Origin of the sequence: Curtobacterium sp. 9128 (assembly GCF_007673775.1) — a bacterium.
Lineage (GTDB): Bacteria > Actinomycetota > Actinomycetes > Actinomycetales > Microbacteriaceae > Curtobacterium.
Window position 1 is genome coordinate 104714 of sequence record NZ_VEAF01000006.1, and the last position, 26680, is coordinate 131393.

The 26680-nt window shown below is 72.9% G+C and carries 27 protein-coding genes and 1 pseudogene; 9 read left to right on the plus strand and 19 right to left on the minus strand.

Annotation, left to right across the window (positions count from 1 at the left end; translation table 11 throughout):
• Positions 1 to 22: 22 nt before the first annotated feature.
• Positions 23 to 427, minus strand: a complete 405-nt coding sequence (locus FS641_RS13940; RefSeq protein WP_144764834.1) for a hypothetical protein — start codon at positions 425 to 427, stop codon at positions 23 to 25.
• A gap of 331 nt (positions 428 to 758) precedes the next feature.
• On the opposite strand from FS641_RS13940, the gene FS641_RS13945 reads away from it, so the two are divergent.
• The 7 genes from FS641_RS13945 (at position 759) to FS641_RS13975 (ending at position 6819) form a co-directional block, all read left to right on the plus strand.
• On the plus strand, positions 759 to 1283 hold the full coding sequence (locus FS641_RS13945; protein ID WP_144764836.1) for a hypothetical protein: 525 nt from the start codon (positions 759 to 761) through the stop codon (positions 1281 to 1283).
• A gap of 32 nt (positions 1284 to 1315) precedes the next feature.
• Complete coding sequence (locus FS641_RS13950) at positions 1316 to 1759, plus strand: MarR family winged helix-turn-helix transcriptional regulator (RefSeq protein ID WP_222122102.1); 444 nt, start codon at positions 1316 to 1318, stop codon at positions 1757 to 1759.
• Between the two features lie 135 nt (positions 1760 to 1894).
• Positions 1895 to 3328, plus strand: a complete 1434-nt coding sequence (locus FS641_RS13955) for an MATE family efflux transporter (protein WP_144764838.1) — start codon at positions 1895 to 1897, stop codon at positions 3326 to 3328.
• Between the two features lie 23 nt (positions 3329 to 3351).
• A complete protein-coding gene (locus FS641_RS13960; protein ID WP_144764840.1) occupies positions 3352 to 3900 on the plus strand; it encodes a hypothetical protein in 549 nt (182 codons plus the stop codon).
• Positions 3890 to 4513: a class I SAM-dependent methyltransferase gene (locus FS641_RS13965; protein WP_144764842.1), complete on the plus strand. Its 624-nt coding sequence runs from the start codon at positions 3890 to 3892 to the stop codon at positions 4511 to 4513. The genes FS641_RS13960 and FS641_RS13965 overlap by 11 nt, the downstream gene beginning before the upstream one ends.
• A gap of 84 nt (positions 4514 to 4597) precedes the next feature.
• Entirely contained in the window at positions 4598 to 5707 is a 1110-nt protein-coding gene (locus tag FS641_RS13970) for a Gfo/Idh/MocA family protein (RefSeq protein WP_144764844.1), read from the plus strand.
• Positions 5704 to 6819: a Gfo/Idh/MocA family protein gene (locus FS641_RS13975; protein WP_144764846.1), complete on the plus strand. Its 1116-nt coding sequence runs from the start codon at positions 5704 to 5706 to the stop codon at positions 6817 to 6819. Before FS641_RS13970 ends, FS641_RS13975 begins: the two co-directional genes overlap by 4 nt.
• Here the strand turns inward: FS641_RS13975 and FS641_RS13980 are convergent.
• The 10 genes and pseudogenes from FS641_RS13980 to FS641_RS18600 form a co-directional block, all read right to left on the minus strand.
• Positions 6791 to 7858 (minus strand): ABC transporter permease, encoded by a 1068-nt coding sequence (locus FS641_RS13980; protein WP_260855838.1) that lies wholly within the window; start codon positions 7856 to 7858, stop codon positions 6791 to 6793. The two genes, FS641_RS13975 and FS641_RS13980, sit on opposite strands and share 29 nt — an antisense overlap.
• A 56-nt stretch (positions 7859 to 7914) precedes the next feature.
• Positions 7915 to 8796 carry an ABC transporter ATP-binding protein gene (locus FS641_RS13985; RefSeq protein ID WP_144764850.1) on the minus strand — a complete coding sequence of 294 codons (882 nt, stop codon included), beginning with the start codon at positions 8794 to 8796 and terminating at the stop codon, positions 7915 to 7917.
• A gap of 140 nt (positions 8797 to 8936) precedes the next feature.
• Positions 8937 to 9608 (minus strand): response regulator transcription factor, encoded by a 672-nt coding sequence (locus tag FS641_RS13990; RefSeq protein ID WP_144764852.1) that lies wholly within the window; start codon positions 9606 to 9608, stop codon positions 8937 to 8939.
• On the minus strand, positions 9590 to 10879 hold the full coding sequence (locus FS641_RS13995) for a sensor histidine kinase (protein ID WP_144764855.1): 1290 nt from the start codon (positions 10877 to 10879) through the stop codon (positions 9590 to 9592). The genes FS641_RS13990 and FS641_RS13995 overlap by 19 nt, the downstream gene beginning before the upstream one ends.
• Positions 10880 to 10889: 10 nt before the next feature.
• Positions 10890 to 12425, minus strand: coding sequence for a hypothetical protein (locus FS641_RS14000; protein WP_144764857.1), 1536 nt, complete (start codon positions 12423 to 12425; stop codon positions 10890 to 10892).
• Positions 12422 to 13051 carry an ABC transporter ATP-binding protein gene (locus FS641_RS14005; protein ID WP_144765223.1) on the minus strand — a complete coding sequence of 210 codons (630 nt, stop codon included), beginning with the start codon at positions 13049 to 13051 and terminating at the stop codon, positions 12422 to 12424. The genes FS641_RS14000 and FS641_RS14005 overlap by 4 nt, the downstream gene beginning before the upstream one ends.
• A 58-nt stretch (positions 13052 to 13109) precedes the next feature.
• Positions 13110 to 14060: a DUF1177 domain-containing protein gene (locus tag FS641_RS14010; RefSeq protein ID WP_144764859.1), complete on the minus strand. Its 951-nt coding sequence runs from the start codon at positions 14058 to 14060 to the stop codon at positions 13110 to 13112.
• 34 nt (positions 14061 to 14094) lie between these two features.
• On the minus strand, positions 14095 to 14838 hold the full coding sequence (locus FS641_RS14015) for an AroM family protein (protein ID WP_144764862.1): 744 nt from the start codon (positions 14836 to 14838) through the stop codon (positions 14095 to 14097).
• Positions 14835 to 15410 carry an OPT/YSL family transporter gene (locus FS641_RS18280; protein ID WP_222122103.1) on the minus strand — a complete coding sequence of 192 codons (576 nt, stop codon included), beginning with the start codon at positions 15408 to 15410 and terminating at the stop codon, positions 14835 to 14837. The genes FS641_RS14015 and FS641_RS18280 overlap by 4 nt, the downstream gene beginning before the upstream one ends.
• 308 nt (positions 15411 to 15718) lie before the next feature.
• Positions 15719 to 16453 (minus strand): annotated as a pseudogene (locus FS641_RS18600) (hypothetical protein); the annotation flags it as partial.
• Positions 16454 to 16552: 99 nt separating this feature from the next.
• Here FS641_RS18600 and FS641_RS14025 point away from each other — a divergent pair.
• The gene (locus tag FS641_RS14025) at positions 16553 to 17389 is read left to right on the plus strand and encodes an IclR family transcriptional regulator (protein ID WP_144764864.1); all 837 of its coding nucleotides are present in this window, start codon (positions 16553 to 16555) and stop codon (positions 17387 to 17389) included.
• On the plus strand, positions 17386 to 18129 hold the full coding sequence (gene pepE, locus FS641_RS14030) for a dipeptidase PepE (protein ID WP_144764866.1): 744 nt from the start codon (positions 17386 to 17388) through the stop codon (positions 18127 to 18129). The genes FS641_RS14025 and pepE overlap by 4 nt, the downstream gene beginning before the upstream one ends.
• A gap of 96 nt (positions 18130 to 18225) precedes the next feature.
• Here the strand turns inward: pepE and FS641_RS14035 are convergent, their stop codons facing one another.
• The 8 genes from FS641_RS14035 to FS641_RS14070 all read right to left on the minus strand — a co-directional run bounded on the left by FS641_RS14035 (position 18226) and on the right by FS641_RS14070 (position 26589).
• On the minus strand, positions 18226 to 19092 hold the full coding sequence (locus FS641_RS14035) for a PmoA family protein (RefSeq protein WP_186317771.1): 867 nt from the start codon (positions 19090 to 19092) through the stop codon (positions 18226 to 18228).
• 357 nt (positions 19093 to 19449) lie between these two features.
• Positions 19450 to 20091: a pyridoxal 5'-phosphate synthase gene (locus FS641_RS14040; protein ID WP_222122104.1), complete on the minus strand. Its 642-nt coding sequence runs from the start codon at positions 20089 to 20091 to the stop codon at positions 19450 to 19452.
• Positions 20088 to 20876 (minus strand): creatininase family protein, encoded by a 789-nt coding sequence (locus tag FS641_RS14045; protein WP_144764870.1) that lies wholly within the window; start codon positions 20874 to 20876, stop codon positions 20088 to 20090. The genes FS641_RS14040 and FS641_RS14045 overlap by 4 nt, the downstream gene beginning before the upstream one ends.
• Positions 20873 to 22234: an FAD-binding oxidoreductase gene (locus FS641_RS14050; protein ID WP_144764872.1), complete on the minus strand. Its 1362-nt coding sequence runs from the start codon at positions 22232 to 22234 to the stop codon at positions 20873 to 20875. The genes FS641_RS14045 and FS641_RS14050 overlap by 4 nt, the downstream gene beginning before the upstream one ends.
• Before the next feature lie 110 nt (positions 22235 to 22344).
• Positions 22345 to 23538, minus strand: a complete 1194-nt coding sequence (locus FS641_RS14055) for an ABC transporter substrate-binding protein (RefSeq protein WP_144764874.1) — start codon at positions 23536 to 23538, stop codon at positions 22345 to 22347.
• A 125-nt stretch (positions 23539 to 23663) separates the two neighbouring features.
• Positions 23664 to 24527 (minus strand): ABC transporter permease, encoded by an 864-nt coding sequence (locus tag FS641_RS14060; protein ID WP_144764876.1) that lies wholly within the window; start codon positions 24525 to 24527, stop codon positions 23664 to 23666.
• Positions 24527 to 25294, minus strand: a complete 768-nt coding sequence (locus FS641_RS14065) for an ABC transporter ATP-binding protein (RefSeq protein ID WP_260855839.1) — start codon at positions 25292 to 25294, stop codon at positions 24527 to 24529. Before FS641_RS14065 ends, FS641_RS14060 begins: the two co-directional genes overlap by 1 nt.
• Before the next feature lie 32 nt (positions 25295 to 25326).
• Positions 25327 to 26589, minus strand: a complete 1263-nt coding sequence (locus tag FS641_RS14070) for an amidohydrolase family protein (RefSeq protein WP_144764878.1) — start codon at positions 26587 to 26589, stop codon at positions 25327 to 25329.
• Positions 26590 to 26680: the final 91 nt, after the last annotated feature.

The following is a 26680-nucleotide window of genomic DNA, read 5'->3' on the forward strand; positions in this document are numbered from 1 at the left end:
AGCACGCACTGTGCCGATGGCCTCATGACCTGGTCCCTGAACACGACGATCGCGAGAGCCGCAGACGTTCTCGCAGTACCCGACGGAAGTACCTCGCCGAGGGCCCGTTCCCGAACCAGGTCCCAGCTCGCTCTGCTGCCGATCGATGATCCTCGGGGGACGCCATCCCCTCCAGCCCCAGTTCCTCGGCGAGCAGCACCCGGGCGAACACCTCGTGGTCCCCTCCGCCTGCCACCACCTGGCGCAGCGCAGACTCCCCCTGTTCTCGATGCCCCATCCAGAGCGATGCATCGCCGTAGGCGTACAACCCCTCGGGTGTCGCGACCGACTGGGCGAAGGCCTCGAGGGCGGCTTCGTCTGCATCCAGCTCCCAGCGGATGCGTCCGATCGCGTACGCCTGCACCGCCGGCTCGTCGGAGTCGACCACGTCGGTCCACGTCCGACTCGGCAGGAACGCTCGGCCCGCCGGGTCCACCTTCCGGACACGACGCCGGAGCGCGGCCGGACGGTACACGCGCCGAGCACGGGCGACGAGTGCGAGCGCGGAAGCGATGTCCCCTCCTACGACCTCGTCCCGCAGTCGACTCCACAGGCACGCGAAGGGCGTCGTCGAACCAGCCCGAGCAGTGTTGTCGTCCATCGCCCCCCCCCGATCCTGCGGTTCGAGCGTCGGGCCTCCGCGAGGCTCTCGACACCGAGGAGGAGGACCGCCGGCGCCCGCTGGCCTGCTGCTCCTCCGCCGCTGGCAGGATGGCGCCATGGGGATCGCACGCGCGGGCGCCGTCGTCGGTGTGGGACTGCTCGGCGTCGTGCTCCTCGCCCTCGCACTCCGCAGCTGTGCGTTCGGCGCGACGGCGTGCCCGGCGGTCGGTTGGACCAACACCATCGAGGTCCGCGTCCCCGGCTCGGACGCCGCGACGTCGCCGGTGCACCGGGTCGTCGTCTGCCTGGAGCGGGGCTGCACCCCCGGCGTCGCGTCGGCCGACGCCGCGATGCCGAGCGGCGACGCGACCCCTGCCGCGCCGGGACCGGGCACGGTCCAGGAGCCCACCCCGACACCGACCCTCGCGGTCGAGCCGTTCTCCACCGCAGTGCACGACGGGGACCGCTGGACCATCCCGACGACGATGGGGACGCCGGAGCACGGCCGGGTGGCGCTCCGGGACGACACCGGGACCACACTGCGCGAGCGGGCCGTCGACCTCGACTGGGTCCGGCACGGCGGATCGGCACAGTGCGGCGGTCCGAGCACCGCATCCGTGATGATTCCGTTCGAAAGTTGACGGTTAGAGCTCGAACGGTTAGTGTTCTGATCATGACGCAGCGTGCTCCCCACTTCGACACCCCGCTCCAGCTCATGCGGTGGATCGGGTGGGCGCAGCGCAAGGCCGCGGACGAGTGGGTGCGTGAGCGTGACCTGACACACGAGCAGAGCTTCGTCCTCGGCTACCTGCAGCAGAACCCGGGTGCCATCCAGCGGGACATCGCCGCGGTGACCCGGACCAGTGCCGCCAGCGTCTCGAGCATCCTGCAGGGGCTCGAGAAGCGCGGGCTCGTCGAGCGCCGATCGGACGCCGACAACGCCCGCACCAAGCTCGTCTTCGCCACCCCGACCGGCATCGAGCTCATCGCCGGGTTCGAGGACGCGATGCTCGCCCTCGACGACACCCTGCTCGCCCCGCTCTCCGCGGACGAACGCAGCACGCTCCGCGATCTCCTGCTCAAGGTGACCGCAGACCTGCCCGAACCCACCCGGTAACCGCAGGCAGAGCCTCCCGGCCGTCCGCCGGAGGCGCCAGCCTGCCCACGCGACGGCACCCGCCGACGCGTCCCATCGTCATGCCGTGCCGGCGTCCGTCGGCGCGCGCTCCGTCCTGCCCGGAAGGGGACAGCCATGAGCACCACGACCACCACCGACACCGCCGCGGCGAAGAACCGCTGGTACCTGTCCGCCGCACCCATCCTCAGGGCCCTCGTGCACCTCTGCGTGCCGATGGCCGCCGCGATGGTCGTCAGCGCCCTCTACAACGTCATCAACGCGGGCTTCATCGGCTCGCAGCACGACACGTCCCTGCTCGCCGCGATCACCTTCGGGACGCCGCTCCTCGGCCTGATCATGGCGATCGGCGGCGTGTTCGGCGTCGGCGGCAGCTCGCTGATGTCCCGCCTGCTCGGCGCATCCGAACACGACCCGGCGAAGGCCGGGGAGATCAAGCACGTCGCGTCCTTCGCCGTGTGGGGCTCCGTCATCACCGGTGTCGTGCTCGGTGGCGTCGGACTGCTCCTGCTGCACCCGCTGGTCGGCGTCCTCGGCGCCGACGCGGCCGCCGTCCCGGCGACGAGTGCCTACGTCGCGGTGATGCTCGCCTTCGTGCCGGTGCTCGCCGCCGCGTTCTGTCTCGAGCAGATGGTCCGGGCCGAGGGGGCTGCGCGCCAGGCGATGACCGGACTGATCCTCTCGACGATCGGCAACCTGGTGTTCGACGTGCTCTTCATCCTCGTGCTGCACTGGGGTGTCGGGGGCGCGGCACTCGCGGTCGGGCTCGCCAACCTCGTCAGCATCGTCTACTGGGTGCGGTGGCTCAGCCGGAACAGCGAGAACGTGTCCCTGTCCCTCCGCTGGTTCACGCTCCGCCCCGCGGTGCTGAAGCCCGTCTTCGGCATCGGCGTCAGCGAGCTCCTGCAGGCCGGGTTCCTGATCGTGACGACGCTCGTGCTGAACAACCTCGCGGCGCAGTACGGCGACGACCCGCTCGCCGCGATGGGGGTCGCCGTGCGCATCGCCCAGGTGCCCGAGTTCCTCGTGATGGGCGTCACGATCGGGGTGCTGCCGCTGCTGGCCTACGCGTACGGCAAGGGCGACAAGGCACGCCTGACCTCGGCGCTCCGCGCATCGGCGCTCACCGTCGGCGCGATCGTTCTGGTGTTCTCGGGCACGGTGTTCGTCTTCCGCGAGCAGGTGTTCACCGTCTTCTCGTCGGACCACGCCGTGCTCGCGATCGGGCTGACCATCCTCGTCGCGCAGCTCGTCGCCACGATCGTCAACGGGTTCACCGGGCTGTTCACGTCGCTGTTCCAGGCGGCGGGGCTCGTCACCCCGGCGATCGCGATGTCCCTGGCGCAGGGCGTCCTCTTCATCCCGATCGTCCTGCTCGGCAACCTGTGGTTCGGGCTGGCCGGCATCATCTGGGCGCTCACCGTGACGGAGATCCTGGTCTTCCTGGCCGGGCTCGTGATCTGGCTGGTGTCGCGCGGCCGGATCGACCGCGGCCTCGCCGAGGGCAGCGCGGAGCGGGCAGAGGCGATGCTGGAGCAGGCGGCGGCGTGACCCGGGGCCGTAGGGTCGTCGGCATGGGTGTCACGGGGGCGTTCGCGATCTTCCTCAACGGCTCGTACGGGGTGGGGAAGACGTCGACGCTCGACCACGTCGGCGACCTCCTCGCCGCCGCGAGCCGCCCGTTCAGCCTGATGGACGTCGACTGGTTCCACCGGTCATGGCCGGTCGCGGACCACGATCCCGACAACACGGCCGTCGAGGCACAGAACATCGCCGCCGTGTGGGCGAACTACCGCGCGGCCGGTCCCCGCCAGCTCGTCATCAGTGGCGTGATCGCCAGCCGAGAGGACCTCGACCGGTACTCCCGGGCGGTGGCGATGCCGGTCCGACCGGTGCGCCTGGTCGCCGAGCCCGCGACGGTGACGGCTCGGCTGCGCGGACGCTACGGCCCGGCACAGCAGGAGGCGCTGGGGTGGCACCTCGACCGCGTCGCTGATCTGCAGGACCGGCAGGCACGCGCGGATCTCGACGAGGCGGTGATCGCGACCGACCACCGGACCCCGGCCGAGGTCGCCCGTGCCGTCGTCGGCCACTTCGAGCTGGCGGCGCCCGATGTCGTCTGACGTCACGGCGGCGTACGGACACCGCGCCGCCGACTACATCGCGGCGCTCGGTGCGATGTCCTCCGTCCACCCCGCCGACGAACACCTCGTCACGTCGTGGGCGAGTGGCATCGCCGGGCGGGTGCTCGACGCCGGCTGCGGACCGGGGCACTGGACGGCGCATCTGCGCAAGCACGGTGCCGACGTCGTCGGTGTCGACCGGGTGCCCGAGTTCATCGCCCACGCGCGTGCAGCACACCCGGACTCGGCGTTCCGCCTGGGCAGCATCGACGCGCTGCCCGAGACGGCAGGGAGCGTCGCCGGGGTGCTCGCCTGGTACTCGCTCATCCACCACGGACCAGAGACCATCCGTCGGCCGCTCGGCGAGTTCGCACGGGTGCTGCGCCCGGGCGGCGGGATGCTCGTCGGGTTCTTCGTCGGACCGGACGTCGGCGCGTTCGACCACGCGGTCACCTCGGCATGGTGGTGGCCCGCGGAGGCGCTGGCGGCGCAGGTGGACGCCGCCGGGTTCGACGTGGTCGAGACGCACACCCGCACCGGGGCCGCCGACGGGCCGCGGCCGCACGGGGCGATCGTGGCGGTCCGGCGGACAGACGCACCGGCGGTGGTCTGACCGCGGGACACCGCCGCGGGCTCCTGGCTAGGCTGGCCGGGTCCCACGTCGCCGTCGACCAGGCCCCCAGCCGAGGAGATCGAGATGTCCCCGACCCCGCTCCGGATCGGCCTCGTCGGCGCCGGCGGCATCGCCCATGCCCACATGCCGGGGCTCCTCCGCCTGGGCCACGTGACCGTGTACGCCACCGACGGTGCGGCGGAGCTGGCTGCGGCGTTCGCATCGGCAGCGGCAGGCGCGGGGTCCTCGATCACGGTGGTGTCCTCGCTCGAGGCGCTCCTCGACGCAGTCGACGTGGTGGACGTCGTCACCCCGACGTCCGCGCACGCCGAGGTCGTCCGCGCGGCCCTCGCCGCCGGCAAGGACGTCGTGTCGGAGAAGCCCCTCGCGAGGACGGACGCCGATGCGGCGGACCTGGTGCAGCGCGCTCGGGACGCGGGCCGGAAGCTCTTCCCGGCCCACGTGGTGCGCTTCTTCCCCGCATACGTGCGGCTGCACGAGGCCGTCACCACGGGCCTCCTGGGCGAGCTGGCGGTCCTGCGGTTCGTGCGCTCCGGCGCGTTCCCGATCCGGACGCCGTGGTTCGCGGACCGCGCGCTCTCCGGCGGGATCGTGATGGACCAGATGATCCACGACCTCGACATCGCCCGGTGGGTGGCGGGTCCGGTGACCACCGTGTCGGCGGTGGGGGTGCGGTCCGGGACCGAGGCCGAGCCGGTCGAGGCCGCACACGTGCTGCTCACCCACGCGTCGGGGGCGATCAGCCACGTCGCCGGGATCTGGGGGCCGCAGCACCTGCCGTTCTCGACCGAGTACTCGGTGACGGGCACGCTCGGCAGCCTGGCCCACCGGTCGCGGGACGAGCTCGACCACGTCGCGGACCTGGCCACGCCGGCGGCGGTGGACGGGTTCCTGCCGGCCGTCGACCCCGCCGACGATCCGTACGGGCTGGAGCTCGCCGAGTTCCTGGCGGTGATGCGCGACGACCACGGCGACGACGGTGCGGCCGTAGGCGCTCCCGGCGACGACGGTGCGGGCGCACCCGGCAACGCCGACGCCGGCGACGCACGGAGCGGCCCACGAGCTGAGCCGCGGGTCACCGCGGAGGACGGTGCCGCCGCGGTGCGCCTCGCGAACGCGGCGCTGGAGTCGATGGACACCGGGCAGCCGGTGTCGATGGAGGGGCGAGCATGACCATCCGGATCGGGGTGCTGTCCTTCGCGCACACCCACGCGATCGGCTACCTGTCCGCCCTCGCGACGATGCCCGGGGTCGAGGTGCGTGGGACGGACCCCGACGGCGTGAGCACCGGCCCGTCCGTCGGAGAGCTCCGCGGGCGGGACCTCGCCGACGCGCTCGGGGTGCCGTACGCCGACGGGTACGACGAACTCCTCGCGTGGCGACCGGACGCCGTGGTCGTGACCAGCGAGAACACCCGACACCGGGAGCTCGTCGAGCGTGCTGCCGCCGCGGGCGCCCACGTGCTCTGCGAGAAGCCCCTCGCCACCACGTGGGAGGACGGCCTGGCGATCCGGGACGCGGTCGCAGCCGCCGGGGTGATGCTCATGGTGGCGTTCCCGGTGCGGTTCTCGTCGGCCTTCGCGCAGCTCCGGGCCGCGCACCACGCCGGCGCACTGGGGCAGCTGTTCGCGGTCCGCGGGGCGAACACCGGCATGCTGCCGCGCACGCGCGACTGGTTCACCGACCCGGCCCTGTCCGGTGGCGGGGCGGTCGTCGACCACGTGGTGCACATCGCCGACATGCTCGACGCGCTCATGGGGGCGGCTCCGCTGACGGTGACCGCGGTGGCGAACCGCACCCTGCACGCCGACCGGGCACGGGCCGAGACGGCCGGACTCGTGACGATCACCTACGACAACGGCGTGGTCGCGGCGATCGACTGCTCGTGGAGCGTGCCGGACACCGCACCCGTCTGGGGCGGCCTGACGCTCGACGTCGCGGGGACCGGCGGCACGGTGTCCCTCGACCCCTTCGGACCGGCGGCACGAGGACTGGACACGGTGACCGGGCGACCGATCGTGTCCCGGTACGGTGCCGACCTCGACGACGCCATGCTCCGGACCTTCGTCGACGCGGTCCGGAACGGCACGCAGCCCCAGCCCGACGTGCGGGTGGGGCTGCGGACCCTGTCGATCGTGCTGGCGGCGCAGGAGTCGATCCGGACCGGGCGGACCGTGGCCGTCGACGCCGTCACCGGCACCGGCACCGGCACGGACGCACGGACCCTGCGCCCGGGCATCGCCGGGCCCGACGACCTCAGCGCTGCAGTGCCTCCGTCAGCTTGACCCGTCCCCCGGTGCGGAGCAGCGCGTTCTCGTAGACGCGGGCTCCGACCACGACGACGAGAGCGGCGGACGCCAGGACGACGAGGAGCGACACGATCGGCTCCCACCACGCGGCGCTCCCGAGGAAGATGCGCATCGGCATCCCGATCGGGGCACTGAACGGGACGTAGGACATGATGCCGAGGACCGTCGGGTCGTCGGACGCGAAGACGATCAGGAAGTACGGGATCATCACGAGCATCATCACCGGCATCGTGACGCTGCCGACGTCCTCCTGCCGGGACACCAGTGCCGCCGCGGCCGCGAACATCGCCGCCAGCAGCACGAACCCGAACGCGAAGAACACGACGAACCAGAGCATGCTCGGCCCGAGCAGCGTGACGGCGTTGTCCTGCCCGGTGACGGCCAGGGTGACGGCCGCCGCGACGGCGATCGCGACGATCTGCGCGAGCGCCATCACGCTGTTGCCGAGCACCTTGCCCGCGAGCAGGGCCCTCGCCGGGATCGCGGCCATCAGGATCTCGACCACGCGCGTGGACTTCTCCTCGACGACGCTCTGCGCGATCGACTGCCCGAACGTCACGGCGGCGGCGAAGAACACGACGCCGAACATGATCCCGACCAGGGACACGAGCCCCGGTGCCATCGCGTCCGGGTCGAGCAGCTCCACGTGGGGAGTGACGCTGAGCGCCTGGACGACGTCGGTCGGTGCACTGTCGAGCCCGACGACGCCGAAGCCGAGCGCGCTGGAGTCCGGCACGATCGCGGCGTCGACGTCCCCGCTCCGGACGAGCCGCTCCGCTGCCGCTTCGTCGTCGACCCGGGTGACGTCGAGCCCCCCGGCCGACGGCAGGGTGACCCCGGTGACGACCGCGACGGGGGTGGTGCTCGACTTCGACGAGCCGCCGACGATGCCGCCGACGACGATGGACGCGACGACGGCGAGGAGCAGGATCGCTGCGGAGACCACGAAGGCCCTGCTGCGCAGACGTGCCTGGATCTCGCGCACCGCCACGAGCCGGACGGCCTGGACGGTCACACCAGCGGGACGACCATGACCCGGGAGACGACCGCGGTCCGACGTGCTGTCCCGGTTCATCGGACGACCTCCCGGAAGACCTCGCTGAGCCGGGCGACCCGGCGGCCGAACGACCCCACCGTCCCGGTGCCGACCGCACGTTGCAGCACGCGCTGCGCGTCGAGCTCGGACGCCTCGAACACCGCGTAGCCGCCGTCGAACTCGCGCACGTGCACCCCCGGTTCGTCGCGGAGCCAGGCGACGTCCCCGTCGACGAGGATCTCCCAGGCCGCCGGTCCGGCCGCGCGGCGGAGTTCCTCCTGCGGGCCGGCGGCGCGGATCCGTCCGTCGGCGATGACCACGACGTCGTCGCAGAGCCGTTCGACCACGTCGAGCTGGTGGCTGGAGAACAGCACCGGGACGCCGTCCGCCGCGGCCTCGCGCAGGACGCCGAGGACGGTGTCGACGGCCATCGGGTCGAGTCCGGAGAACGGTTCGTCGAGCACGAGCACCTCGGGTCGGTGGGCGAGCGCCGCGGCGACCTGCACCCGCTGCTGGTTGCCGAGCGAGAGCTTCTCCACCGCGTCGCCGGCGTGCTGCGCGAGCTCGAGCCGGTCGAGCAGATCGGCGGTGCGTGCGGCAGCGGCGCGGCGGTCCACGCCGTGCAGGCGGGCCAGGTAGGTGATCTGTTCGGCCACCGGCATCTTCGGGTAGAGCCCCCGTTCCTCGGGCATGTAGCCGAAGCGGCGCCGGTCGGCGGGTCCGACGGTCTCCCCGTCGATCGACACCGAACCGGCGTCGGCGTCGAGCACGCCGAGCATGATCCGCATGGTCGTCGTCTTGCCGGCACCGTTGCCGCCGACGAACCCGGTGAGCCGTCCCCGGCCGACCGTGAACGTCACGTCGTCGAGCACCCGGCGGTCGCCGAAGCGCTTCGTCACTCCCTGGACACTGAGCATCGCAGTCCTCCTCCGGTGCGGCGGGGCGTCCACCGCACCGACGACGCTACGGAGGGAGCGCAATCGGCACCTCCCGCGCCGGACGGGTCCCGGGCCTCCGTCCCGAGACGGAGCCGGGCACCCCGAGACCGGCCCGCGACCTACCCGCCGGACCGCACCACCCCGTGCTCGTACGCCCACACCACCGCCTGCACCCGGTCGCGCAGCTGCAGCTTCTGCAGCACGTTCGACACGTGCGTCTTCACCGTCGCCTCCCCGACGAACAGGTGCGCCGCGATCTCCCCGTTGCTCATCCCCTGCGCCATCAGGCGGAGGACCTCGGTCTCCCGGTCGGTGAGCCCGGGGACGACGCACGGATCGGCAGCGCGCGGCGTCGTCCCGGTCGCTCGGCTGATCACCCGGCGTGTCACGTCGGGTGCGAGGAGGGCGTCGCCGGCCGCGACCGTCAGCACGGCGTCGATGAGCCGCTCGGGCGAGGCGTTCTTCAGCAGGAACCCGCTCGCCCCGGCGTCGAGCGCCGCGAACAGCGTGTCGTCGTTGTCGAAGGTGGTGAGCACCAGGACGGCGGGCGGGTCGTCCCGTGCGGTGATGCGCCGGGCGGCCTCGAGACCGTCGACGCCCGGCATCTGGACGTCGAGGCAGACCACGTCCGGCCGGTGCTGCTCGACGGCCCGCACGGCGGCGGCGCCGTCGGCGGCCTCGGCGACCACGGCGATGCCCGGCTCCGACTCGAGGATGACCCGGAAGCCCGCACGCACCAGGTCCTGGTCGTCGGCCAGCACCACCCGGACGGTCACGTCGTCGGCAGCCATGCGCGCACCAGGTACCCTCCCCGGGCACGGGGCCCGATCTCGATGCGACCACCGACGGCCGCGACCCGCTCGCGCATCCCGACGTGGCCGAGACCGCCACGGCGGCCACCGTCCGCCCCGGTCGGCGCGTCCGGACTGGAGGCTCGGTGCCCCTTCCCGGTGTCCGTCACCTCGACCTCCACCGCGTCCGGCAGGTAGCGGAGTCGCAGGTCCGCGCTCGCGTCCGGCCCGGCGTGCTTCAGGGCGTTGGTCACCGCCTCCTGCGCGATGCGGAAGGCGACCGCCGCGACGGTCGGCGGCACGGGGCGCTCCTCGCCGACGACGGTGAACCGCGTCGGGAGGCCGGCCGTCCGCGCCGACCCGGCGAGCTCCTCCAGGCGGCCGATCCCCTCGGTGCTCGGCGCGTCCACGGGCGCGGGCTCGTCGGTCTCGCGCAGGGTGCCGAGCATGCGGCGGAGCTCCTCGACGGCCGTCCGCGCGCTCTCCTCGACGACCGCGAGCGACGTCGCCGCCTGCGCCGGCTCGCGGTCGAGCACCCGTCGGGCTGCGCCGGCCTGCACGCCCATGAGCGAGACGTGGTGCGCGACGACGTCGTGCAGCTCCCGCGCGATCCGGATGCGTTCCAGGGCGACCGCCTGCGTCGCGGTGCGTTCCCGCTCGGCGGCGAGCTCGGCGGTGCGTTCGGCGAGTTCGTGTCGGGCGACGGCGGACGACCACGCCCGGTTGCCGGAGTACCAGGCGGCACCGAAGTAGACGAGGTTGATGATGATCGACATCAGGGAACTCGCGATGAACCGCGACACCGGACCGTCGCCGGAGTCCGGCAGGGCGCTCGGCACGGCCCAGCTGAACGACAGGGCGATGAACAGCCAGGCGAACATCCCGCCGATGACGACCCAGCGCACCGCCTCGGCACGGACCCGGTCCGAACACCACGCCCCCACCGTGTACAGCGCGATGAAGAGGGTGAAGTTGTAGAAGAAGAGCTCGGGGACCCGCAGGAGCTGCATGCCGACGAACGTCAGCGCGACGACCACGACGACGGTCATCGGGAACCGGCGTCGGAACGCCAGCGGTGCGGCGTTCGCGGCCACGAGCAGTGCCGACACCCACCACGCCGCCGGATGCTCGTAGTAGCCGACCGAGCCGTACAGGATCGTCGAGACCTCCATCGCCACCAGGAGGACCAGCGCGAGCACCGCGTCCTGCCGGTGCTCCCTCCGGCCGACGGGCAACCGCGACCACTCCCTCGACGTCTCCCCCACGCGCATGCCGACCACGCTAGCGGTCCGCGCGGCGGACCCAGCGCACCAGCAGGAACAGCGCGAGCACGACGATGACGACCACGACGGCACCCACCCCGGCGGCACCGGCCGACAGGGCCGACCCTGCGAGGACCGCGAGGACGGGGGCGTCCATCGCCCAGAGCACCCGGACGAGCGGCATCGGGTCGCCGACGGGCGACGACACCGGGGTCGTCAGGAAGAGCGGCGCCGGCCCGCGGAGCGCGTTGCTGAGGTGGGCCGCGACGACGACGAGCGGGAGCGCGACGCCGCCCCAGACGACGACGCCGAGCGCTCCCGGCGCGACGACGGCACCGACCGCGACGGCGGTCCCGCCGGTGAGGAGCAGTGCCGCACCGGTCGGCAGCAGGCTGTGCAGCCCGAGCAACCGGCCGTCGCCGATGCCGTAGAGCGGTGTGCCCGTCGTGACGAGCGCCGCGTGCTGCAGCCCGCGCCCGAAGGCGCCGACGCCGCTGAAGAGCACCGCGGCAGCGAGGCCGCCGAGGACCACCCCGCCGACGGGGACGACCGCGGCGAGCGCCACGAGGGCACCGGCCCCCGCGACGAGGACGATCCCGGACGCCAGCCGACCCGGCACCCGGAGCGCGCCGACGAGGTCACGGACGACGATCACCACGCCGAGTCGGGCGCTGCCGACGACCGCGTCCAGGCGCCGCCCCACGGTCGGGAGCGCCTGGTACGACTCCGCCACCGAGGTCAGGTCGAGGCTCACCGCGTGCGCGATGGCCCGGTCCCACCGCGCCGCCTGGACGGCGAGCGTGGCGTCGTCGATCCGGTCGAGCAACCACGGCGCAGCCGCCAGCGCGACGACGGCGAGCACGAGCAGGACCGCGTCCACCGCGTCGACCGGTCCGGCGGCGCGGAACCATGCCCACGTCGTCCCGTGCAGCACGGGGACGACCTGCTGCGCGGCGGCGGCGACGAGCAGCACCACGGCCACGGCACCCGCGGTGCGCGGCCGTGCCTCCCCGAACAGCCAGCAGACGGCGGCGACCACGCCGATGAGCGCAGCCCTGACGGCGAAGTCCAGCACCGCCGGCGGATCGACGAGACCGCGTGTCGCGAGTGCTGCGCCGACGAAGCCCGCCAGTGCGGCGGCGACCACCGCGGCGACGCCCACGGCCGCGGTGACCCGTGCACGGAAGACGGTCCTCCTCGGCAGGTCGCTCCCGGCGAGGACGTGGACGAGGAACGGTGCGGCGACCGCCGGCCCCCGGTGCCGGCCGACGAACAGCGCCACCGCCCAGACGGTGAGCGCGACGGTCCCCGCCGTGGTCGCCGCGGCGGACGAGACGAGGGCCGCGGACGTGGCGTCGGTGGTCAGCCGGAGCCAGAGGGCCCGTACGACAGGCGCTCCGAGGACCAGCGCGGCGAGGACGATCGCGTACGCCAGGTAGGCGCGGTCCCCGATGTCGCGTGGCTGCCGTCCGCGCCAGACGGCGGTCGCGGCCCGGAGTCGGCGGGTCGGGCGGTCCGCCGTGGCGCGCCCGGTCCGGCTGTCCGGGCGGTTCACCGCAGCGCGCCGAGGTCGACGACCCGGTCGGCGATCCGCTCGGTGAGGAGGTCGCTGTGCGTGGCGACCACGAGCGCCGCGCCGTCGTCCCGACGCCGGGCGAGCAGGTCGCCGACCAGCGCGGTGCGCTCCTGGTCGAGACGCTGCTCGGGCTCGTCGAGCAGGAGCACCTCGAAGGGCCGTGCGGTGGCGAGCGTGAGCCCGACGAGCTGCTGCTGTCCGGTGGAGAGCTCGTGCGGGAACCGGCGCAGCAGTGCCTCCAGGCCGAGGGCGTCGAGCGCTTCCGCCGCCCGGGCCTCGGCGGTGTCACGGTCGGCGGACCACGTCGCGGCGACGAGCCGTACGTGGTCCCAGACGGTCAGGTCGCTCGCCGTCGGTGGCAGCCCGATCATCGCCGCCACCCGACGTCGGAATGCCGGGTCGCGGCGGGCGACGGGCGCTCCGCCGATCGTGACGGTCCCCCTGGTCGGTGCGCGGAGGCCGGCGAGCACCCGGAGCAGGGTCGACTTGCCCGCCCCGTTGTGACCGCGGACGACCAGGGCCTCGCCGGCGTCGCACGTGATCGTCGTCGCGGGCAGCAGGGTCACGTCGTCGGCCTCGACGACGAGGTGGTCCACGGAGATCATCACGGGTCCACCCTGCCGTGTCGGGGTGCCCCGCGCGAGCGCGGCACCCCTGGCGGGCTCAGGCGACGGGGACCGGGAGCGTCCGCAGCCGCGACATCGAGCCGTACTGGGAGACCAGGCTCTGGAACTCGTCCTCGTCGTGGAACGTGACGATGCCCCGACCGTGGTCCTTCGCGCTCTCGATGACGAACCGGACGGCGCTCTCGACGACCCGCAGGTCCGTCGCACCCGTCGCCGACCCCGCCACGGCGGTCTCGGTCGTGATCGCGACGCCGACCACGGGGACGTCCGTCGCCGTGGCCGGCTGCAGGATCGAGTTCACGTGGAAGACGCCGTTGCCGTAGGGCGTGATGTCCTGCGTCGTGATCGGCAGCACGGCGGGCGCGACCCCGGTGGTGCGGGCCGCGACGTCGAGCAGGGTCTCGGAGACGCGGAGGATCCACCCGTCCTTGACGGTCGGCGTGATCGCGAAGCCACGGTGGTTCAGCACGCGGTTGCCCTTGGTGGTGTCCACGGAGAGGATCGCGTCCATCTCCGGACGGACCTCGAGCTCGTTCGCCACGGCCATGTCCACGGCCGAGTCCATGAACGGCACCGGGTCGTGGGGTTGCGTCGGCGCGTCGGGGTCGACGTGTGTGGCGATCACGACGTCGCCGTCGAGGACGTCCCCGCGGCGCGCCATGTCGAGCAGCTTCGCTGCGGCCGCGATGACGGTGAGCGCTCCGTCGCCGTCGGAGACGAACCCGATCTGCTCCGGGCGGGCACCGAGGCCACCGAGGCGACCGAGGATCCCGAGGGTCGGGGCGTCGCCGCCGGCGGTCCGGCCCCGTCGTCCTGGGATCGTGATCCGGACGAAGTCGGTCGACCCCTTCGTCCCGGTGACGGTCTCGACCTCGGTGGACGGGCCTCCCGGCGCGGTGTGGGCCGCGAGGAACGCGGCCACCGCGGCACCGGACGTGTTCGGGTCGTCGAGCAGGTCGTGGGCGGCGAGGGTGTGGGTCCAGGACATGGTGCTCCTTGTGTGGTTCCGGTGGAGATGTGGTTCAGGCGGGCGACGAGGCGAGTGACGGGGTGCGCACCCCGTCGAGGACCTCCGCCGCCAGGCGGGCCGCGACCGACCGCGCGAGCACGACCGGGAGGCCCGTCGCGGCTGCGACCACCTGCCGCATGTGCTCGGTGTAGCCGATGCAGTCGAGGGCGACGAGCTCGGCTCCACCGTCCAGCAGCACCCGGCCGGCGTCGGCGAGCGTCGCGTCCGTCCCGGTGTAGGGAGAACTCGCCGCGGTCAGCACGCGCTGGCCGCCGAGGCGCGTGGCGAACTTCGCGACGGTGAAGCCCTGCTGCGCTGGGAGCGGGCAGACCACGCCGACGCGGGCGCCCTCCGCGCCGCCGAGCGCGGTCGCGAGTGCCGCCGTCCCGAGCGCGATGAGGGCGTCGGGGACGAACAGCGGCTTCGTGTGCGGGAGCGCGTCGAACGGCCCGGTGCAGGCGAGGAGGACGGCGTCGACCTCGTCCTCGAGCGCGCCGAGGACACCGGGGAGCCGCTGCTGGACCTGGCGTTCGCCGATCTCGACGGAGCCGCCGTCCGCCAGCCGGGTGGTGAGGACGTGGTCGTCGTCGGCCGGCGCCATCGCGGCGAGTGCCACGTCGTCCATGCCGTCGAGGACGCCGCGTTCGACCAGCTCGACCCCTGGGAGCCACCGCGCGAGCTCGGGGGTGAGGTCGGTGCGCGGCGACTGCCCGATCGTGACGACGCCGAGGCGGGTCTGGGGCGCCGCGGTGCTCACAGGATCTTCCCGAGGGAGAACACCGAGTCGCCGGCGATGAGCCCGGCACCCGTGAGGGACACCTCGCGCTCGCCCTGCTCGCCCCGGACCTTCTTCCAGATGCCGCGGACCACGAGGGCACCGAGGACCATCCATCCCGCGTTGGCCGTGCTGATGAGCAACCCGGTGGCGAGCAGGACGCCCATCTGGCGCTTCGGACCACCGATGACCTGCACGACGGCGCCGGGGATCGCCCAGAGCAGCAGGTTCCCGACCGCGTGGCCGTCGCTGATCCCGGCGCGGATGGTGTCGGCGTAGACGACGGCGGTCGGCGGGATCGCCCCGTCGGCGAAGAGCCCCCGCCAGAGGAGCGCGACCATCCCGATCGAGACCGCGAAGCCGATCATGCTCGCGATCATCTGCTGCCGTCGGCCGTCCATCTCGAACGCGGTGTACGGCCGGCGGTCACGGCGGAGGATCCACCCGGCCTTGAAGTCGTAGCCCATGTCGGCGAAGGCGGGGCCGGTCGCGGCGCAGTACCCGACGACGAGCGCGAGCGGGACGGCGGGGATCTGCAGGAGCAGCCCGACCACCAGGAAGATGAGGGTGACCAGCCGGCGTGCATGGCGGCGAGCCCGACGATGAGCTCGTGCACCAGGGCCGCGACACCGGCGAACAGCACCCACGCGATCACGGCGGCGACCGGCATGTCCGCCCAGACCCCGCCGAGCGTGGCGAGGACGAGCGCGCCGACGACGTACGCGACGTACCCAGAGCCGAGGACCCGGCGGAGCTGCCGCGGCTGCACGGTCGGCGTCAGCGACGGGTCGGCGGCGACGACGTCGCGCATGGCCTCTGCCTGGGCACGCTCCCGCTTGCTGACCCGGCCGGCGAGGATCATCCCGACCTGCACGAGGGCGACCAGGCCGGCGCCGATCATCACGCCGTGCGGGATGTACAGCGCCGCGAGGTCCACGTGCAGCAGCACGGGGGCGTACTGGTTCACCAGCAGCCCGATGCCGAACATCAGCAGCGCCCAGACGTTGCCGATCATCGCGATGCCCGCGGCGGACATCGGCAGGCCCAGGAACGACGCACCGATCCCGACCGCGGTGCCGCCGACGAGCCAGAGCGCCTGCTTGCCGCCGCGGTCACCGGCCTTGATGGTCTCGGCGGCGGCGACCCCGGGCGGCCAGGCGGCGTCTGCCGGCAGGAACTTCGACCCGAACGCCTTGTAGAGCACGAGCGCGTCGATGACGAGTCCGAGGGACGCCCCGAGGAGCATCGGCCAGACGAGGTCGGCGCGCCCGAACGCGAACGGCACGGCGATCGGCGTGATCAGGGAGTTCGCCGCGGCGAAGGTGGAACCGGAGATCGCACTCTGGGCGAGGTTCTGCCGGTTGACGTCGCGCATCTTGCGGAGTCCGAAGAACCCGATCCGCCCGATGAGCATCGCGATCACGGCACCGATGACGCTGGTGTTCGGCGCGACGCCGAGGGTCGTGATCATGTGGATGCCGATCAGTGCGCCGAGGATGCTCACGAGGATCGTGACGACGAGCATCAGCGGCTGCAGGGCGCCCGGGTGGCGCTCCGACCGGGCTGCGGTCGGGGGTGTGACGGTCTGCTGGGCCATGGCAGGTACTGTGCCGCGCCCGTACCGGGCACAGGAAGCACTTCCCACTATCTGGGAGTTACAGTCACATTTCGGGCGGGAGCGCCCTAGGCTGCCGCTGTGCCGACCCCCTCACCGACGCCGCTGCAGACCGTCGACCGGGCGCTCGAGGTCCTGCTCTCCTTCGACGAGTACCGCAAGGAGTGGGGTGTCCTGGAACTCGCCGACGAGTTCGGGCTGACGCGCTCGACCGCGCAGCGACTGCTCGCCGCCCTGGCTGCGCGGGGGTTCCTGCACGCGGAACCGCACACCCGGCGCTACCGGCTGGGACCGGCGATCTGGAAGACCGCGGCGATGTGGGAGCGCAGTGGCGGCCTGGCGAACCTCGCGGAGCCGTTCCTCGCGGACCTCGCCCGGGACACCGACCGGACGACGCTGTTCTGCACCCCGGACGGCGCCTACGTGCGGTGCATCGCAGCCGTGGACGGTGTCGACGGGCCCCGTCGAGCACACCCGTACCTGGGCGACGTGTTCCCCGCGCACGCCGGGGCGACCTCGCGCGCGTACTTCGCGTTCCTCGTGCCGTCCGAGCGCACGGCGCTGCTGCACGGCCGTCCGTCGGCGAGGTACTCCGAGCTGACCCAGGTCGACGAGGACGCACTCCGCGAACTCTTCGACGACACCGTGCGGAACGGGTACGCGGCGTCCGAGGGCGAGTTCGACGCCACGTCCCGCGCGGTCGCGGTGCCCGTCTTCGCCGGACGCCGGCCGGTGGGCTCGGTCTCGCTGCTCGAGGACAAGACCACCGACCACGACGGCGCGCTCCTCGACGCGTTGCCGGCACTCCGCACCACCGCCGACGCCCTGAGCGACGTGCTCTCCAACCGCCCGCCGACCGCTCCCCGCCGTGACTGGCGTCGGGGACGCGGGACCGCCCCGACCCAGGGACCCCGATGACCCGCGCACTCCTCTTCTCGAACTCCACCAACCACGGCGGCACCTACCTCGGGCACGCGCTCGACGTCCTCGCCGCCCACTACGCCGGCGTCGGCGAGGTCCTCTTCGCGCCGTGGGCCCTGGCGGACCACGACGGCTACGTCGAGCGCGTCGCCCCGGCGTTCCGGGCGATCGGCGTCGGCGTCCGCGGGCTGCACACCGTGGACGACCCCGCTGCCGCGGTCCGTGCCGCTGGTGGCCTGTACGTCGGGGGCGGGAACACGTTCCGGCTCACCGCGGCCCTGCACCGCCTCGGCCTCGTCGACGCCGTCCGCCAGGCGGTCGTCGCGGGCGAGCTGCGCTACGGCGGCGCGAGTGCCGGCACGGTCGTCGCCGCGCCGACGATGCGGACGACGAACGACATGCCCATCGCGGAGCCGGCCTCGTTCGCCACCTTCGGGCTCGTGCCGTTCCAGATCAACCCGCACTACCTCGACGCCGACCCCACGTCGACGCACGCCGGGGAGACCCGCGAACAACGCTTGACGGAGTTCCTCGAGCAGAACGACGTGCCGGTCCTCGGCCTCCGTGAGGGGACCTGGCTGCACCTCGACGGCGATGCCGCGACGGTCGGCGGGACCGCCGTGTCGCCCGACGCTCCCGGACCGGCGGTCCTGTTCGAGCGCGGCGCCCCGGTGCGGGAGGTCACCGGTGACGTCAGCGTCCTGCTCCGGGTGAGCGCGCGCTGGGACACGGCCTGACCGCGGCCGGGCCAGTGACGGACGGGAGGCTCGGTGCCGGTCGCGCACCGAGCCTCCCGTCCCGGCACGGACAGCTCCGGACGGTCCTCGTGTCGTTCAGGTGAGGTTGCGGAGCAGGTCCGCAGCGGACCGACGTCCGTCGGCGACCGCGACCCGCAGCGACCGGACGAAGGGCACGCCCGGCTCGACGGCGACGCGGTGGTCCCACGCGACCGCGCTGCCGAGGCCCGGGTAGTCGGCGACCCGGACGAACCAGGGGTCGGCGGCGGTGACGTCGTCGCCGGGCAGGACCAGGAGCGTCGCCGGGCCCGCCGCACCGGGGGTGCCGGCGAAGTCCGCTGCCCACCGGACCCACGGGGCCCTGGTGCCGAGCACGGCGTCCTCGCCGTGGTGCTCCGCGGTGTCCACCGCGACGTCCGAGCACGGCGGGAAGCGCCAGGTCCAGCCGCCGTACCCGGCACGGTGCCGGCCGTTCGACCCGGGACTGCCGAGTTCGACGGGCCGGTCCTGCACGGGCTCGAGCGTCGTGCGCAGGTCGAGCACCCAGCAGGCGCCGCTGGTCGGTCGGGCGCCCATGGTCCGGACCTCCCGGAGCTGGTCGTCCCCGTCCCGGTCGACCCACGTCACGGACGCGGTGATCGTGTCCGCGCTCGTCGTCACGTCGTCGAGCCGTTGCCGTCCGTGGTCGTCGGCGTCGACGTACCCGCGCCCGTGCACGTAGGTGCCGCCACCCCACGTGTTCGTGCCGTCGACGTCCGCCACGGCGAACCCCAGGCCGAGGTGCCAGTCGTGGTCGGCGGGGCGCCGCGCGGTGAGCTCGACGCCGGCGAGGGTCCTGACCGGGTGCAGGAACGGCCGGGGCGACGAGGAGGGGGCTGTGCTGGCGCCGTCCTGCAGGGTGAGGAGCGCGCCGGTGCGGCCGTGGCCGACCGTCGCCACCGCGGAGTCGTGGTCGACCGTCATCGAGACGATGCTCGCAGATCGCGGGCCGACCTGCGCAGGACCGCACCGTCGGCGTGGTGACGGGCTCGCCTTCGGGAGAGGTTGTCCACGCAAGGAGCGACAGTGTCGACGTCGTACGACATCGACACTGTCGCTGGTTCGCCGCGCGAACCGTTGCATGCGCAAGGGACGACACTGCGGTCGTCGTGCGACATCGACGGTGTCGTTCCGAGTCGGCAGCGCCCGGGGCGACACTGCGGTCGTCGTACGACATCGACGCTGTCGTTCCGAGTCGGCAGCGCCCGGGGCGACACTGCGGTCGTCGTACGACACCGACGCTGTCGTTCCGAGTCGGCAGCGCCCGGGACGGCCGCGGTCTCAGCCCGGCCAGCGCTCCGTGGTCCACGTCCCGTCGGCCGCACGCTCGTACACGGCCCGGTTGCTCGGCGCGTCGGACGCCCCGCGCCAGAACAGCATCCGCCGCGGGGTGATCGCGAAGCCGACCCAGGTGTCCGGCGGCTCGAGCACCGGCTCGGGGTGCTCCGCCGCGAACGCCGCCCATGCTGCCCGCCGCGAGTCCTCGTCGGCCGCCGCGAGCGGGTGGTCGTTCACCCAGGCGAGCACCTGCAGGTAGCGCGTGCGCGCCGCGTAGGCGTCCCGCGCCTCCTGGTCGGTGACGCGCGCGACGTCACCGGTCACGACGAGCTGTCGTGCCGCCTCCGGCCAGGTGATGGTGACCGTGGCACGCGGGAGCGCGGCGACCTCGGCGGCCTTCCTGCTCCTGGCGTCGGTGTGGAAGTGCAGGCGCTCCCCGTCGAACCGCGACAGCAGGACCGTCCTGGCCGAGGGCCAGCCGTCCAGGCCGATGGTCGAGAGCGTCATCGTGACCGGCGCGCCGGTGTCGGGGAGCCAGGACGCGGCGAGCGCCAGGGGGTCGGACGGCGCTGCACGACCCTCGGACGGCGCTGCACCGCCGTCGTTCGCCGCTGCACGACCGGAGCCCGGCAGCACCGTCGTCACCGCCGGTGTGCGGGGTCGAACCGGGCGATCTCGTGCAGGGACGCGACCGCCTCGTCGAGGGAGACGTCCCACAGCGCCTCGCCGTACGTCGCGGTCGCCCGGCTCGCGTCGCCGATCACCCCCGGTGTCCCGAAGTCGTTCGACAGCCAGCCGAAGGACACCGGACCGCCGTTGAACCGGATGCGCTCGAACTCGGCGAGGTGGTCCGGGACCCACCGCTTCGCCTTCGTCATGTCGACGAGGTCCGGGCGGAGGTGCAGGATCATCGACGTCTCCGCCGCACCGCCGTGGATGCCGAGACCGAGCTCGTCCGCGTCCTCCCCGTCGGGTCCCGGCACGCGCGCCAGGGTCGGCATGAGGAACGTGCGGAGGCCGAAGCGCTTCCGGATCTCGCGGAGCGCGACCTGCAGCAGCGCGACGTTGCCGCCGTGGCCGTTGGCGAACACCAGGGTGCCCGCGCCGGTGAGTGCGACGGCCCGGCCGATCTGCACGACGGTGTCGAACATCGTCGCCTCGTCGAGCCACACGGTGCCCGGTGCCCAGCTGTGCTCGTCGGACTTCGTGAACGCGAGCGTCGGGAGCTGCCAGACGTCGAGCCCCTCGGCCGCGGCACGCTCGACCGCGGCGCCGCCGATGTGGTCGGCGAGCAGGAAGTCGGTCAGGAGCGGCAGGTGCGGCCCGTGGTGCTCGACGGCGCCGGTGGGCTGCACGACGATCGTGTCGGTGGTGAACCGCGCGGTGACTGCGGGGCCGGACAGCTCGGCGAGCTTCCGCGTGCCGGTCACTTGCCGAACCCCGGGATGCTCGGCTGCGCCGACGCCGTGGACCCGCCGGACTCCACGAGTGCCGGGTCGATGACGTGCCCCGGGTTGAGCAGCCCTTCGGGGTCGGTGCGCTGCTTCAGGGCCACGAGCTCCTCGACGCCGTGGTCGACGTAGTACTGGTGGGGGCTGTGCACGCGGACCCCGAGCTCGCGGAGTGCCGGGTAGCCGGCGTAGACGTCCTCGGCGCCGGTGTACGGCGCGGTGAGCATGCCGATCGGGCCGACGTGCGCCGCCTCGATGTGGAGCATGGCGCCCGGGTAGACGGCCTCGACCTCGGCGATCCGGTCGATGAGCGCCTCGCCGCCGACCTCGACGTGGAACCAGACGGTGTCCGGCGAGTTCCGCTTGAGCCACCAGATCGGGTGGTTGTACGACAGCATCGAGACCTTGGTCGTCTGCTGGAGGCCCTCGCGGACGTCCTCGACGGTGCCGCCCGCTGCCTCGATGAGCTCCTGCGACTCCTCGAGCACGACGGCGTCGATGATCCCGCGCAGACTCGCGCGGTCGGCGGCGATGGCGGGGTCCTTCGGCAGCGTCGCGGCGATCTCGGCACGGTCCGCGCTCACGAGCCGCGGCGCCGGGGTCGTCTGCCGCAGGGTGCGGACGGCGGTGAGCGCGTGCTCGAACGTGGGGAAGGTCGCGTACACGGCCCGCCAGTCCTGCAGGGGCTCGAGCCGCACGGTGGCGCGTGCGATGACCCCGGCGGTGCCGTAGGTGTGCACGAACGTCTGCGCCTCCTCGCCCTCGACGTGCAGCAGCCCGTCCTCGCCGGGCAGCGCGATGTCGAGCGCGGTGACGAAGCCCTCCCAGTTCGATCCGTGCGAGATCGACCCGGTGCCGCCGGAGCCACCGGAGAGGAAACCGCCGATCGTCGACTGCGCGGTCGACGGGTACATCCAGAGCTGCTGCCCGGCGGCCGCCGCGGCCTGCTCGAGCGAGACCATGGAGGCGCCGGCCTCGGCGGTGACCCACCCGTCGCCGACCTCGACGACGGCGCGGGCCCGAGAGGTGTCGAGCACCACGCCGCCGTGCAGCGGGATGCCCTGGCCGTAGTTGCCGGTGCCCTTGCCCCGGGTGGTGACGGGGACACCGTGGCGGGCGGCGAGCTGGAGCACGGCCGCGATCTCGTCCGCGGTCGCCGGCCAGGCGACCAGGTCGGCGAGGCCGAGGGGGAGCTGTTCGGTGAGGATCGGGCTCATCGTCGCCTCGTCCACGGACGCGCGTTCGCGCGTCCGCTGGTCGGCGCTGACGCCGCGGTCGCCGAGCAGGTCGACGAGCGCGACCCGCAGGGTCTCGAGGGTTTCCGGGGTGACGGGCATGGGGGGCTCCTGGTGGGTCGTCGGACGGGAGGCTCGGTGACGGTCCGGCACCGAGCCTCCAGACGGGTGCGTGGGACCGGCGGACGGCGCCCGCCGGTCCCGGCGGCCGGCTAGAAGCCGAAGCCGATCTTGTCGTCGAGGAACTTGTTCGTGTACAGGTCGTCGGCCGTGAGGTCGGCCTTCACGTGCCCGCCGGACGCGTCGAAGATCGGCTTCGCCTTCGCGATGAAGTCGTTCATCCGGCTGCCGTCCATGTCGCCGACGTAGGCGTTGTCACCGTCGGTCGCGACCTTGAGCTTCTTCATCTGCTTGACGGCGAAGGCACCGACCTTCGCGTCGTAGGTCCAGCCGTTGTTGTACTGCTGGACCAGGTCGTCGATCAGGTCGTTCGTCGGCGTCGGGTCCGTGAAGTAGTCGACGTCGGCCTGCTGCATCACCGGCACGAGCTTCTGCAGGCACGGGCTGAGCTTCTCCATGTCGCCGCTGCGGATCGACATGGTCTCCGGGTACGGGTTCCACCCGGTGCTGGAGATGAGCGAGTAGTCGACCTTCTTGCCCCAGGCGGCGACCTCGTTCTGGTAGATGTACGGCTCGGCGGTGGCGAAGCCCTGCTGGGCGTCCTTGCCGCCCGCCGAGACGAACTTCGACGGGGTGCCGTCGTAGCTGCCGTCGAGCACGCTCTTCGGCAGGTTGCCGGACTGCTCCAGGTAGGTCATGTACGCGGCGCCGCTGAAGTAGCGCACGACGCCGTCGTTCTTCTGCAGCGCCTTGCCGAGCGACTTGATCGAGTCGACGCCCTCGTACTTCGACGGGTCCCACATGAGCACCATCGGCGACTGGTCGTTCTCGGCGAAGACCGCGGTGGTCGGCAGGTTGCCGGAGAACTGCACGGCCTCGTCGGTGGAGACGTAGCCGAGGGTGATGTCCTTGTCCTGGTACATCTGCGAGCTGACAGTCGAGTAGCCGATCGCCGGACCACCGGCACGGACCTCGAGCTGCACCCCGGTCGGCTTGCCGTTCGCGTACAGGTCGCTGGTGACGGACTTGCCGCTCGCGTCGATCTTCGGGTTCGGGCCGAGCATCTGGTACAGGTGCCCGTGGTCGGCCTCGGGGTTCCAGTCGGTCTGGACGACGACGGTCGCCGGGCAGACGCCCTTGAGGTCGACAGCCGGGCCGGTGGCGGTGCTGGCGGTCGACGTGCTCGCGGTCGTCGACGCCCCGGATCCGCTGGCGCAGCCGGCGAGGGCGATCGCGGTGACGCTGAGGGCGGCGGTGGCGACGCCGATGCGGGTCGAGATGCGCATGGATGCTCCGTTCGTGGTGCTGGTCACGTGGTGCTGGGGGGGGTGGTGGGATGGGGGTGCTGTGTGCACACGACCCGGATGGGTCGCGCGTTCGGGTCGGCCCGGGTGGGCCGCGTCGGCGAGGGTCAGCCGAAGTCGTGCCAGCGCCCCACGGCGAGTCGGCCGATGAGGCCGAACACCAGGAACACGGCGACGCCGTAGAGCGAGGCGATGATGATGGTCGCGTAGAGCTCCGGCCCCATCAGGCGGGACGCCGTGACCTGGATCAGGACGCCGAGGCCGGGGTTGCCGCGCTGGAAGAACTGGTCGCCGACGATCGCGCCGATGACCGACAGGCCAGCGGAGGTCCGCAGGCCGACGAAGATCGACGGCAGGGCCGCCGGGACCTGCAGCTTCAGCAGCTGCGCACCGCGGCCCGCGCGCTGCAGCCGGAAGAGCTCGCGCTGGGCACGGTCGGCGGACTGCAGGCCGAACAGGGTGTTCGAGACCATCGGGAACAGGGCGATCATCACGGTGACGATGACGCGGCTGGTGAACTCGTAGCCGAACAGGGCGCCGATGAGCGGCACGAGGGCCAGGATCGGCACACACTGCAGCACGACGGCGTACGGGTAGAGCGAGTTCTCCAGCCACTTCGCCTGCGCCATGAGCATCGCCCAGACGACACCGATCACGATCGCGAACGCCAGGCCGGTGAGCGACACGACCGAGGTGCGGCCGAGCGCCGTCCACAGGTCGCTGTCGAACGTCGTCGGGGCGCCGTTCATGCCGGTGTCGTGCACGATGGCCGCGAGCACGAGGTGCGGGTACGGCACCAGGAACGCCAGGTTCCGCACGTGGTCGTAGTAGGCGGCGGCCGCGTACCAGATGCCGACCAGCACGGCGAAGACCACGACCGGCTGCCACCAGGTGACGGCGCGGCGGGGTCGGGAGCGGCGGGTGGCGAGTCGGGCCGCCCTGGCGTCGGTGGCCTGCTGCAGGGTCGTCATCAGCGGTGCCCCTCTCGGAGTGCGTGGGAGACCTCGCCGACGAGTTCGGCGAACTCCGGGGTGAACCGGATGTCGGGGTCGCGGGGCATCGGGAACGGCACGTCGAAGCGTCCGACGATGCTCCCCGGTCGGCCGGACATCACGATGACCTTGGTGGACAGGTAGACGGCCTCGGAGACCGAGTGGGTGATGAACAGCCCGGCGAAGCGCTGCGCGACGAACAGCCGCAGGAGTTCGTCGTTGAGCCGCTCGCGGGTGATCTCGTCGAGCGCGCCGAAGGGCTCGTCGAACAGGAACAGCTGCGGGTCGAGGGTGAGCGACCGCGCCAGCGAGACACGCATCCGCATGCCGCCGGAGAGCTGCTTCGGCAGGTTCGTCTCGAAGCCGTTGAGGCCGACGAGGTCGATCGCCCGCCGTGCCCGCTCGGCCCGCTCGCTCTTGGGCGCGTGCTGCAGTTCGGCGAGCAGCTCGACGTTGCCCTGCACCGAGCGCCACGGGAGCAGGGTGGCGTCCTGGAAGACGTAGCCGATCCGGTCGGCGTTCACCTGCGCGGTGCCGTCCGACGCGGTCTCGAGGCCGGACGCGATGCGCAGCAGGGTCGACTTGCCGCAGCCGGAGGGCCCGACGACGGAGACGAACTCGCCGCGGTCCACGGTCAGGTCCACCCCCTGCAGGGCGACGGTGCCGTTCGGGAAGGTCATCTCGACGTTGCCGAAGTCGAGCAGGGTGTCCGTCGTCGTGACGGGCGCTGGTGCGGTGGTGGTCACGGCTACCTCGTTTCGTGGGGGGAGCTGGCGGGTCAGGGGACGAGTGCGGTGGCGGCGGGGGCGGCGACGGTGCGCCGGACCTCGGTGACGGCGACGAGCCGCCCGTGCGCGATGACGACCCGGTCGGCCGGGGCGTTCGCGACGGCGTCGACGACGTTCGTGGCGTCCACCGCGAGCAGGTCCGCTCGGGCGCCAGGGGTGACGCCGGCGACCGGCAGGCCCATCACGCTGCGGGCGCCGTCGCTGACGAGCGCGTAGGCCTCGTCCGGCGTCAGGTGTCCGGCGGTCACCAGGAGCGAGGCGGTCTCGAAGGCGTCCGACCGGCCGACCGGGTTGAACGGGTCGCGGACGTTGTCGGCGCCGGCGGCGACGCGGACGCCGGCGTCGAGCAGTGCGCGCAGGGCGGTCAGGCCGCGGGGCGTCGACACCGGGTGCTGCCACCCCTGCAGGTACAGGTTCGTGATCGGGAGCGTGACGACCCCGATGTCGGCGGCACGCACGTCGGCGACGACCTCGGCGAGCCGGTCCGGCTCCATCGTGCCGAGGCGGACGCAGTGCCCGGCGGAGTACTGGCGGTCGCGGGGCCAGTCGCGGACGATCTGCGCGTAGCGGTCGAGCGTCACCGGGCCGTCGAGGCTCTCGTCGGCGTGCATGTCGACGCCGAGGCCGCGACGCTCGGCGATCGCGAGGAGCCGAACGAGGTCCGCCTCCGGGTCGTCCGCGAGGTGCGGAGCGCCCCCCACCAGGTCGACGCCGAGGTCGAGGACGGCCTCGACATGCTCGTCGGGGGCGTGGTGCCCGGCGAGCGCCACGAGCTCCAGGTCGACGAGCCCGGCGAGCTCCCGCCGGACCTGCACGAGTGCCCGCGCCCCGCGGGTGGCCTCCTGCACCGAGGCCGTGCCACGGGCGCTCAACACGTCGACGTGCGTGCGGATCGCGGTCGTGCCGGCGGCGAGCATCGTGAGCGCCTGGGTGCGGGCACGGTCGGCGATCTCCGCGACGGTCATGTCCTCGGCGTGGTCCACCCACGCGGCGATCGCGGAGCCGAGGTCGCCGAGCGGCGGCTGGATCCGGTCGGAGCTCAGCGCCTTGTCCAGGTGGGCGTGCGGTTCGGCCGGCGCGGTCAGCAGCAGGCGTCCGTCGAGGTCGAGCGTGGCCTCCGGCTCGGCGGTCATCGACCCCGCGGCGGCGACGGCGGTGACGGTCTCCCCCGCGATCGCGACGTCGACGCAGCGCCCGTCCGGCAGGCGTGCACCGCGCAGCAGGGCGAGCGGCCTGGGCAGCTGTGGCTCCATCGGACGCCCTCTCGATCGTGTGTCAGAATGTTGATCGCATCAACATTCCTGATGCTATGAGGACCACGTTTCCCGCGTATTTCCAGGCCGT